Below are 9,908 nucleotides of genomic sequence, written 5' to 3' on the forward strand. Positions count from 1 at the left end.
GTGGAAGGGTTGGCCTAAGCAACCGAATCCTACGCCAAATCAATCGCTTAAGCTACATCCGCCAGCCTCAAAGCCACATCGTCGTGCATAAGACGGGCTAGTTGGACGTCCCGAAAAGCGGCCTGGATCAGTCCGGCAGAATTGCCATGGAGATCGACACGCCGAAGTCGCGCAGCAACGCGACGATCGCTCCACGAAGTTCCAGACCGAAGTGCCCGTCGACCCCGTCCGGCAGCGCAGCGACGACGATCCGGCCATCCGGCAAACGTCAGCGGTCCCGATGATACCGGACCACCCGCACCCCGCTCGTCAGATCCTGCACCACGAAGCTTGTCCGCCCCACAAACCGCGAGCCCGGTGGCGGCTCATAACAAAGACGGCGCTCTTCGGTGACGATCGCCCGGCTCGAGCCACGCCGCTTCGGACCCGTTGCCACAGGTGAGCTCCGCTTGGACGACTGCTCCATCCCGCTCGGCTTCAGCGTCGGGCGCGGCGATAGACCTTTCAGACGCCGGATCTCATCCTTCAGAGACGCATTCTCGGCGCGAGGCCCGGCGACCTCTGCCCGCAACTGCAGGATCATGTCGAGCAGGGCCGCAGGGTCAGCGTTCGAGAATCTGGTGGCTCCGCCATCGCCTGACGGAATCACGCCGCCCGCCAAACCGCCACCCACTCTAACCCGATACACCCGAGTAATAACGCCGCGGCCGCCACTTGGGGCGGGCTAGTTCGCAATCGGCGAGCACGCGCGGTGCTGGGTCCATATGGAGCGGCAGATCCATGCTCACGATAGCTTCACCGAACCGCAGCGCCGCGCCAAGGCCCTGATCCAGAGCCGGATCTGGTGGCTCTATAACGACATCAAGGCGTGGTGTCTGGATCCGACGCCCCGAAGAGCCAGGGAACTGGCCCGGCGGTTCGACCGGATCGTCGGCATGAAGACCAGGTTCGTGACCCTCGACCGTCTACTCGCGCGCATCCGGACCGACCGCCAAAGCTTCCTGAAGATCCTCCAACGCCCGGACATTCCGCTCCACACCAACGGCTCGGAGAACGATATCCGCAGCGTCGTGACCCGGCGCAAGATCAGCGGCGGAACCCACAGCGACCAGGGCCGTGCCGCCCGCGACACCATGCTCAGCATGATGAATATCTGCAACAAGCTCGGTGTCAGCTTCTGGGATCTCGGCGACCGCCTCGGCATCCCTGGCCGCAAGATCCTACCGCTTCCCGTTCTCCTCGCCGCTCGCTGAACCCCAACAGCAGATCGACGCGCCCAAACGCCGCCGCTTTTGCCCCGGTTACTTGCCGGCGTCGTAACCTTTGTTTCAGCTTCCGGAGCCTTGACCGACTGGCTTCTCTATTAGGCGGTTTGAAGTCAAGCGCCTCCTAGTTCTTTTTCGCTTTGCCGGCATTGGACGTCTTTCGCGGGGCCTTGCTTCTTTCCGGGATCGGCGCTCTGGCCCTGCCCTCTATGGTGATTCAGAAGAATGGGTGGAACAATCTGTCGAGCGCCTTGATTGCCGATGATGGGCAATCGAGCCAAGCCAGTCGACGAACTCACCTCATCCTCGTTCCGCGAAGGACAGCTTTCCACCGGTGGGTGGAACGCGTGTCGTCCCCGTCTATCCGGGGGCGATGTTTATCAATTGTTCATCCGGCGACCGGCATGATCTCCGTCCTGGTCCAGCGGAACTGTGTGCCGTCGCTCCAGATGCGATGCATGATCACCGCCAGCCGGCGGGCGAGCGCAACGATGGCTTTCTGCTGGCCGCGCCGCTTGGCGACGTCCATCGCCAGGCCTTCAGCCAGGACCATTTCGTCACCCGCGTCAGCAGGGTCTGCGCGGCCTCATAGAGCAACGTTCGCATCATACCGTCGCCGCATAACGAGATCCCGCCCACCCGGCGGCTTTCGCCCGATTCATGGTGCGGATTTCACTAAATTGGGACAGCCGTTTCAGTAAATCGCGGACAAGCGTTTCGCTAAGTCGCGGACAACGGAAGCGATCGAGTTCCGGTTGCCTTGTTGCTGTTAGGAGTGATTGATTTCGGTTATTTCGCTGCCGGTCAAGAGCGTCGATGGTTTTCGCTTTCGCATGCTGTCGCCTTCGAGCGTTATGCGGTGCGCATTGTGAACGATACGGTCCAGGATCGCATCGGCTAAAGTGACCTCTCCGATCATTTCATGCCAGGCGGCCACAGGAAGTTGAGCCGTGATCAGCGTCGATTTCCGCCGGTATCGCTCCTCGAAGATTTCGAGCAGATCGAGGCGCTGCCTGTCGCTCAGCGTATGCGTTCCCCAATCGTCGAGGATCAGCAGCTGGACGCGAGCGAGTTTATCGATAAGGCGCGGGAAGCGTCCGTCGAGCCTTGCAAGTGCGAGATCCTCGAAGAGCCGTGGCATGCGAACGTAGAGCACGGAATAGTCCAGACGGGCCGCCTGTCGTCCGAAGGCGCAGGCAATCCATGTCTTTCCGGTGCCCGTTTGGCCTGTCAGAATCAAGTTCTCGTTTGCCTTCAGCCATGCCCCCTGCGCCAAGGATAAGACGTTCCGGCGATCAAGGCCGCGGTGAGTGCTAAAATCGATGTCTTCGATCGAGGCATTGGCAAAACGCAGCTTTGCTGTTGCCAACCGATTGGTCAGCCGTTTGTCTGTTCTCAGTGCGATCTCGCGGTCGAGCATCAGGCCGAGCCGCTCGTCAAAGCTGAGGTCGTTTCCATGGACCTGCTCGGCAAGCTCGCGATAGGCCGCGACCATTCCGGCAAGGCCGAGCGTGTGCATTTGATCAAGGGTTGGATGTGTCAGCATCTGGGTGTTTTCCTTTCTCATTGATAGTAGGTTTTACCGCGGATATTGCCGTGCGGCGGTGCCGGCTTGACGGCCTCGCTCACGGGCGCAGCTTGGTCGAGACCAGATTTGAGAATGTTGGCGACGGACGAATAGCTCATTGCATTGATGGTCAAGGCACGCTCGCACGCCATTTCCAGGCGATCGGATTTGTAGCGTCGCGCCAAGGAAAGGACGCCCTGCGCGGATCGATAGCCTTGTTCCGGATGCGGGCGGTCACTCAGCAGACGCTCGATAAATACCGCCGTATTGCTCCCGACTTTTGCCGCTTCCTTGCGCAACGTGTGAGGCGTCGTGTTTGCATAGCGCTGGTGGGACTTCGGCATATGCTCATTGACGGTAATATGGCCCGAGCGCTGCGAGCTTCTGATGTGGCTGGCGATCCGCTTATGGTCAAAGAAGATCTCGACCGCCCGGTAGGTCAGTCTCACATCGACCCGCCTGCCGATCAGACCGTGCGGCACGGAGTAGAAGGTCTTGTCGACCTCGACATGATAGTCGGGATGGACCTTGGCGACTTTCCATTCTGCATATTCAAACGGTGTTGCCGGCAGTGGCTTGAGCTGGGTGCGTTCGATCTCATCAAACAACGCACGGCGGGATTTGCCATAACGGCGCATGGTCCGGCCGTTGAGGTCTTCGATCAAACTGCTGATCCGGATATTGAGATCAGCAAGGCTGAAGAAGCGTTCGTTTCGAAGCCTGGCCAGCACCCACCTCTCGACGATTAAAACTGAACCTTCGGCGGATGGCTTATCCCGAGGACGTTTTGGCCGCGCTGGCAGGATGGTCGTATCGTAGTGCTCGGCGAAGGCGGCGAAGGTCGCATTTAACGTCGGCTCGAACCAAAGAGCCTTGGCAACCGCGGATTTGAGATTGTCGCAGATCGTCGTCTTCGTCGCGCCGCCGAAGTAACTGAAGGCCCGTTGGTTCGCTTCGATCCAATCCGGCAGCTTCTGGCTGAAGCTCGCATAAGAGAACGTCAATTGAGACGCGCTCAGCACCGCGACGTAAATCTGCGCTGCGCGGATCTCTCCTGTCGACGGGTCGATGACGGGGATCGTGTGGCCAGCATAGTCGCACTCCATGGCGACGCCAGCAACGTGCCGGCTGCGATAGCTGGGTTTGACGCGGCTTTCGTATTCGGCAAAACGGCAGCAGAACCAGGTGTAGCCATAGCCGTCCAGATGGCTCTCACGATATTCCTGCCACAGCAGATTGAGCGTCACGCCCTTGCGCTTCAGCTCGCTGGCAATCTTCGGCCAGTCCGGCTCATCGATGTCACGCGGCGGCCGTCCCATCCGGCGAAAGAGCCGTCGCTCCAGAACCTCGTCATCGTCCAGTCCAGGGGGCAGCGGCCAGACCGCAAGTCCGGCTTCCCGTGCCCGCAGCAGATACGTCGATACCGACGTCTTGCTGATCTTCAAACGCTCCGAAACGGCCCGCACAGGGAGTTCCTGCTCGAACGTCAGCCGCAGTATCGATCGGATGTCCTTCACGCTCGTATGTCTCGCTCGCTTCCGTCTCGGCATTGATGTCCTCGCTTCGAATACGAGGGCAAAATGCCAGATCGGCGCTCACGAAAATCGACCTAATTCCGCCGCCTGTTTTGTCCGCGACTTACTGAATTCCTTGTCCGGGACTTTGCGAAACCCGCATTCATGGAGCGCCGGCGTCAGGCCCAAAATCGGACCGACCGCCTTGGAGTTGCGGAAGCGGGCGGGGATATCGATCGTCGCGGTGTAGGCCAGCGACACGACGGGGCCGACACCGGGGATCGACATCAGCCGGCGGCAAACCTCATCATCCCGGACGATCGCCAGAAGCTTGCGGTGCAGGGCGGCATGATTCTGGCGCAGCTTGCGGCGCGCGTAGCAACCGTTCGGCGATCTCGGCCAGATCGGGCATGCCTTCGGTGAGCTCGCGGATCCGCTCCTCAAACTTGACCGCACCGACCTTGCCAATCTTGAGATGGGGTAACGGGCCGCCAGGCAAGCCGCTCGCTGCGCTGCGGCGCTGTGAGTGGCGCGCTCCGCTCGCGGCCTGCTTGGCGCAACGGCGGTCGTCCCTCACACTGATGGTGTGAACGGCGTCATGGCCGAAGCCAGCGCCAAACATCAAGGAGAGACGACCATGGAGCATTATGCAGGGATCGACGTGTCATTGGAATACTCGAGCGTGTGTGTTGTCGATGCAAGCGGCAAGATCGTTCGCGAGGACAGGGTGGCGAGCGAGCCGGAGGCGTTGATTGCCTGGTTTGCCTCGCTCGGCCTTCCTCTGGTTCGGATCGGCCTGGAAGCCGGGCCGCTGTCGCAATGGCTCTATGCAGCGATGCGGCGAGCGGGACTGGCGGTGGAGCTGCTGGAGACGCGGCATGTGCGCGACGCCTTCAAGGCGATCCCGGTGAAGTCGGACCGCAATGACGCGCGCGGGATCGCGCAGCTGATGCGGCTTGGCTGGTTCCGGCCGGTGCATTGCAAGTCGCTGGCCGCGCAAGAGGTGCGGGCGGTGCTGACGGCGCGCAAGCTCATTCAATCGAAGCTGAGGGATGTCGAGAACAGTGTGCGCGGCATCTTGCGCGGCTTCGGGCTGAAGGTCGGCAAGACCACACCGCGCGGCTTTGCCGGGCGCATCCACGAACTGGTGGCTGGCCATCCGAACCTGAAGATGGTGGCCACGGCGCTGCTTTCTGTGCATGCCGTGCTACTGCGCGAGTTCCAGGCTTTCGAGAAGCAGGTTCGCGCGCTGGTGCGCGGGACGCCAGGGCCAGGCGGTTGATGTTGACGCCGGGGGTCGGTCCGATCGTCGCGCTCACCTATGCTTCTGCGATCGACGATCCAGGGCGATTTTGCTCCTCGAAGCAGGCGGGTGCGCATTTCGGCCTGACCCCGAAGAAGTATCAATCCGGCGAGACCGATTATAGCGGCCGCATCAGCAAGATCGGCGATGCCGCGGTGCGCACGGCGCTCTTTGAGGCCGCCCACATCATGCTGACCAAGCCGCTCAAGGGCTGCACGGAGCTCAAAAGCTGGGCGATGCGGATCGGCCGGCGGGCCCGTTACAGAAGGCCAAGGTGGCGCTGGCGCGCAAGCTTGCGGTGATCCTGCACCGCATGCTCGCCGACGGAACTGTCTTCAACGTCGCGGCCAGGACGACGACGGCAGCCGCTTAAGAAAGGAAGAACCACGGTTTTCGGGCGGGTCACGACACCAGGCCTTCCCGAAGCGAAGTCCCGTCGCCGGGACGATGGATCAGGTCAGACCGCAACTTCGGACGTCGGCATTGCGACCACGCGCCTTGAGATTGGCTCGGCCTCATCCTCTTCAAACCCCATCAGGTGGCGGCCGTCGCGCCGACCCCGTACAGAAGCGAGACCCCGGCGATTGGATGACGCAAAACAAAAGAGGATTGACTTATCGAGGCCCGTTACAGAAGACCGAAGTTGCGCAACAGCCCGCGGATGTCGTTCTCGATGGCAATCGCCTTGTCCTTTAAGAGCTTGCGCGCCGTCAGCAGCGCCCGGCGCTTCTGGCTCGTCAGGGTCTTGACCTGCACCGGGCGGAACAGATTGACCCGCATCATTCTGCGCGATCCCGCGCGCATCATTGCGGTCGGTCTTGTTCACCTGCGCCTTCAAGAATGCCTTGGTGTGACGTGTCTCAATGCAGATCATCGGCAGGCCGGCTTTGGCAAGGCCTTCGAACAGCCATTGCGATAAAGGTCCGGCTTCAAGCCCGACGCGTTCCAACCGCCAGGCGGGATCCTTGAGCACCCGCGCAATATCCTCGGGATGGGTCGGCACCTTCACCTCGCCGCACACCGTGCCCGTTTCGTCGACGATGCAAATTGCGGTCTCTTTCACCGAGACGTCCAATCCCGCACAATGTTTCATGCTACGCTTCTCCTTCCTGATGGCTTATGGCTGTTCCAGGGAACCGACCACGTTTTATCATCAGCTCGAAGCGCAGCACCTTGATGGCATCACCGCCAAACGATGAGGCTCAAGCCGAATACCCCATCTGTCGATCACCGCCGCCAAAGGGCTCGCCTCGCACCCGGCCCGCTCACGATCAAGCAACCTGCTAGAATTGGTAGTTTACGAAACCTGTCTAATGCTATCAACTTTCAGTTAATATAACATGTCGGCAGCTATCTCGGACAGATGAGGTTTTGGTCATGCTTCAGATCGGAAGAGCACACGTCTGNCGCTCTTCGCAGGCATTCCTGCGCAAGAGCGAGCGCGGACGTTATCGCAAGATGCATGACGAAATCGTAAGATGCAGCATCTGGAGCAACTCGTCGAGCTACATCGCCCCACAGTTGTGAGCACCTCAACGAGAGTGCTTTATGCATCGCCGCAAGAAGATATGAGGCTGAGAAATGTCGATTTTTAGTAACGGGCTCGTTTTTGCTGGCACCCGGGGACTCGCAACTCGCTGCATCCTGTTTATCATTGAGACTTGCGGCAAGGAGCCAGTCTCGGCTATCCTTGGGGCGTCCCGGAACGCGAAAACGTGGTGGAGCAGCGAAACCAGCGAAGAGCTTTGGGAAATCGCCGATCGATATGGAATACCGTATTTGGAGTCAATGGACGAAATTTCCCATCACGGAGACTTTCTCGTAAGCGTGATTTGGCCCAAGATCTTTCCCGCCCATATCCTTGCACAGTTCGATCGAGGAGGAATCAATCTGCATCCGGCCCCCCTGCCTGAATATCGTGGCAGTAGTGCGCGGACGCACGCCCTACTTAATGGTGACAAGAACTTCGGAGTGACCGTCCACCACCTTTCGGAGCAGCTCGATGGGGGAGATATTATCGGGGAGTTGCAGTTTCCTGTCCTGCCTTCGGAAACAGCTCTCTCCCTAGGCACCAGAGCACACCTTTATGGATACGCGCTCTTCTGCGAGGTTTGGCTCCGTCTGTTGGACGGATCCACTACCCCGCTATCCCAGGCCGCGCTCATAGCTGAGGGTAAGCGCGAGGCTCGCCTCTATACCACACGGATGATCACCGAACTCTTGGGATCGACGGACGTTACACGCAGCGCGGAAGAACTTGAGCGGCTCTATCGCGCCTTATACGGTCCCCCCCTCTTCACGCCTCCGAAATGGCTCGTTGAGAGGATTCAGACTCACGAACGAATCGTGAGCGTGGGCAATCTTATCGGCTTGACGCCGCGCTGAATGTCCCGCTATTCCTACACTCCAACATGCCGGAACATATACCGGCGTAGTGCGAAACCTTCAGGTTGCTTGCCTATTCTCGGCCGCGGACACCAGCGTATTGTAAGCGTTTGGCGAGCCTTTCAACTACATAGGGTTCTCTGATCGCGGGGCTGATTGCAAGCTCCTTTTTGCCTTATATCGATACGTCGACAATGAGCTTGCAATCAGCCCCGCGATCAGAGATCGTGTGAGCGAGACTTTGGCTCTGCTATATGCGGACCACTTCCCGTATCGTCAGATGGCGACCGCGCGCGGGGTCCGCCGGTCGCCGCTGCATGAGCATCTCAAGTCGCGCGGGGCGGTCTTCGGCGAAGTCGCGGGCTGGGAGCGCGCCAACTGGTTCGCCAAGCCGGGCCAGGAGCGGGAATACCGCTATAGCTGGAAGCGGCAGAACTGGTTCGAGAACAGTTTCGAGGAGCACATGGCGTTGCGCGAGGGGTGGGCCTCCTGGACATGACCTCATTCGGGAAAATCCGGGTCCAAGGGCGCGACGCGCACCGCCGATTTCATCGGTCGAGACGCGGTGCTACGCAAGCGCGAAGAAGGGCTCTCGCGGCGCCTGATGCATTTCCGTCTGACTGATCCGGAATTGCTGCTCTATCACAACGAGCCGATCCTGCGTCGGCGGCTTCCTGACCTCCGGCAATTACGGCCATGCCAATAGGGGGCTGTCGGTCTGGGCGATGTGCCTTGCGCCTAGCCCGGCGAGGCATCCTTAGGGCGATGACTGCGTCAAGCTATACCATCGAGGTGGCGGGACCCGTTGCCGAAGCACAGGTATCGCCAACACCAATGTACAACCCGGGCTCGGAGCGCGTCCGCGCCTAGCCTGATTTCCGACCCTCGCGCGCCCTAGCTTCATCCGGCTTGGCGTTAAAGCCCGTCGGTGGCGTGGTTTGAAATGCCGGGGCTTTGCGGCGGCCATAGACGGATTTCCCTGGATAGGTCTTCTGACGGCGGCTGATTCTTTCCGTCGGCGGGTCGTATTTGATTTGATTATTTCAATTTGCAGGCGAACTGCAATGAATGTAGCGGCACTTCCGGCGATTATTGACGTTGCAATCATAGCAGACATTATTCCATGGATGACCTAGATCGAAGGATTCTCGCGGCTCTACAAAGGAACAACCGGCTCTCATTTGCAGAACTGGCGGAATTGGCGGGTTCCTCGGCAGCGTCATGCATACGTCGAGTGAACAAGCCGCGTTCGGATGGCGTGATCGTTGCGGATATCTCGCTGGTGGATCCGAAAGCTCTCGGCAAATCGCTTACCGTTGTGGTTACGGCAGTGCTCGACCGTGAGCGTCTTGACCTTGTCGATGAGTGCAAGCGCGCGATGCGCGTGGCCAAAGAAGTTACCCCAGTGCTACATGGTTACGGGCGATGCCGATTTCGTCCTGGTCGTGATATGGTCGAGGACGTCGAGGCTTTTGATGTCTTCGTTAAAACGAAGCTTTATACCAACCCGATGTCCGAAAATTCCGAAGCATGATTTCGCTTGATCGTGCCACGTTCGAGCCGCGGGTAAGGGTGTAGAGTTGCGCGGGCTGCGCTGAAGTCCTCACTCCGGACCGCGTTTTGAAACCGCCATTGCGCGTCCACCATCAGATTGAGCTTTTTCGACTGGAGAACCGTGCAATCTACGGGGCGTAGTCGATCCTGCGTCGGGACGGTATGAGTTGCCAGATTCTTCGACGCGGCAAAGCAACCGTCTCGGTGTAAGGAAGAAGAAATCCAAATGACACAGTTGTTACCCGCGATTCGAAGTGTCGAGGAGCATCACTTGGATAGACGGCGCTATCCGGATGGGGTTGCTTTCATGGACGGGCAAT

7 protein-coding genes and 6 pseudogenes are annotated in these 9,908 nt (G+C 59.6%); 6 read left to right on the top strand and 7 right to left on the bottom strand.

Annotation, left to right across the window (positions count from 1 at the left end; all coding sequences use genetic code 11):
* Positions 1-127: 127 nt before the first annotated feature.
* On the bottom strand, positions 128-265 hold the full coding sequence (locus X744_RS1000000174235; RefSeq protein WP_023763116.1) for a hypothetical protein: 138 nt from the start codon (positions 263-265) through the stop codon (positions 128-130).
* 469 nt (positions 266-734) lie between these two features.
* Here X744_RS1000000174235 and X744_RS00640 point away from each other — a divergent pair, with 469 nt between their 5' ends.
* Entirely contained in the window at positions 735-1,253 is a 519-nt protein-coding gene (locus tag X744_RS00640; RefSeq protein WP_156938658.1) for a transposase, read from the top strand.
* Positions 1,254-1,653: 400 nt separating this feature from the next.
* Here the strand turns inward: X744_RS00640 and X744_RS1000000174240 are convergent.
* The 5 genes and pseudogenes from X744_RS1000000174240 to X744_RS1000000175780 all read right to left on the bottom strand — a co-directional run.
* A pseudogene (locus tag X744_RS1000000174240) lies at positions 1,654-1,928 on the bottom strand (transposase); the annotation flags it as partial.
* A gap of 106 nt (positions 1,929-2,034) precedes the next feature.
* Positions 2,035-2,811, bottom strand: coding sequence for an IS21-like element helper ATPase IstB (istB, locus tag X744_RS140180; protein ID WP_031212798.1), 777 nt, complete (start codon positions 2,809-2,811; stop codon positions 2,035-2,037).
* A gap of 17 nt (positions 2,812-2,828) precedes the next feature.
* Positions 2,829-4,382: an IS21 family transposase gene (istA, locus tag X744_RS140175; RefSeq protein WP_031261467.1), complete on the bottom strand. Its 1,554-nt coding sequence runs from the start codon at positions 4,380-4,382 to the stop codon at positions 2,829-2,831.
* A gap of 138 nt (positions 4,383-4,520) precedes the next feature.
* Positions 4,521-4,667: pseudogene (locus tag X744_RS1000000176340) on the bottom strand (transposase); the annotation flags it as partial.
* Positions 4,654-4,992, bottom strand: coding sequence for a hypothetical protein (locus tag X744_RS1000000175780; protein WP_245266881.1), 339 nt, complete (start codon positions 4,990-4,992; stop codon positions 4,654-4,656). The pseudogene X744_RS1000000176340 and the gene X744_RS1000000175780, both read right to left, overlap by 14 nt.
* Here X744_RS1000000175780 and X744_RS01000000170670 point away from each other — a divergent pair.
* Positions 4,984-6,022 (top strand): annotated as a pseudogene (locus X744_RS01000000170670) (IS110 family transposase). The gene X744_RS1000000175780 and the pseudogene X744_RS01000000170670 sit on opposite strands and share 9 nt — an antisense overlap.
* A 260-nt stretch (positions 6,023-6,282) precedes the next feature.
* Here the strand turns inward: X744_RS01000000170670 and X744_RS01000000170675 are convergent.
* Positions 6,283-6,742: pseudogene (locus X744_RS01000000170675) on the bottom strand (transposase); the annotation flags it as partial.
* Between the two features lie 488 nt (positions 6,743-7,230).
* On the opposite strand from X744_RS01000000170675, the gene X744_RS1000000171250 reads away from it, so the two are divergent.
* The 4 genes and pseudogenes from X744_RS1000000171250 (at position 7,231) to X744_RS01000000170685 (ending at position 9,568) form a co-directional block, all read left to right on the top strand.
* Complete coding sequence (locus X744_RS1000000171250; RefSeq protein WP_023763127.1) at positions 7,231-8,034, top strand: formyltransferase family protein; 804 nt, start codon at positions 7,231-7,233, stop codon at positions 8,032-8,034.
* A gap of 217 nt (positions 8,035-8,251) precedes the next feature.
* Positions 8,252-8,904, top strand: a pseudogene (locus X744_RS1000000173190) (glycine cleavage T C-terminal barrel domain-containing protein); the annotation flags it as partial.
* A gap of 253 nt (positions 8,905-9,157) precedes the next feature.
* Positions 9,158-9,238, top strand: a pseudogene (locus X744_RS1000000175785) (AsnC family transcriptional regulator); the annotation flags it as partial.
* A gap of 30 nt (positions 9,239-9,268) precedes the next feature.
* A complete protein-coding gene (locus X744_RS01000000170685) occupies positions 9,269-9,568 on the top strand; it encodes an Lrp/AsnC family transcriptional regulator (RefSeq protein WP_023763130.1) in 300 nt (99 codons plus the stop codon).
* The last annotated feature ends 340 nt before the right edge of the window (positions 9,569-9,908 follow it).

This window comes from Mesorhizobium sp. LNHC252B00 (assembly GCF_000502955.1).
GTDB lineage: Bacteria > Pseudomonadota > Alphaproteobacteria > Rhizobiales > Rhizobiaceae > Mesorhizobium.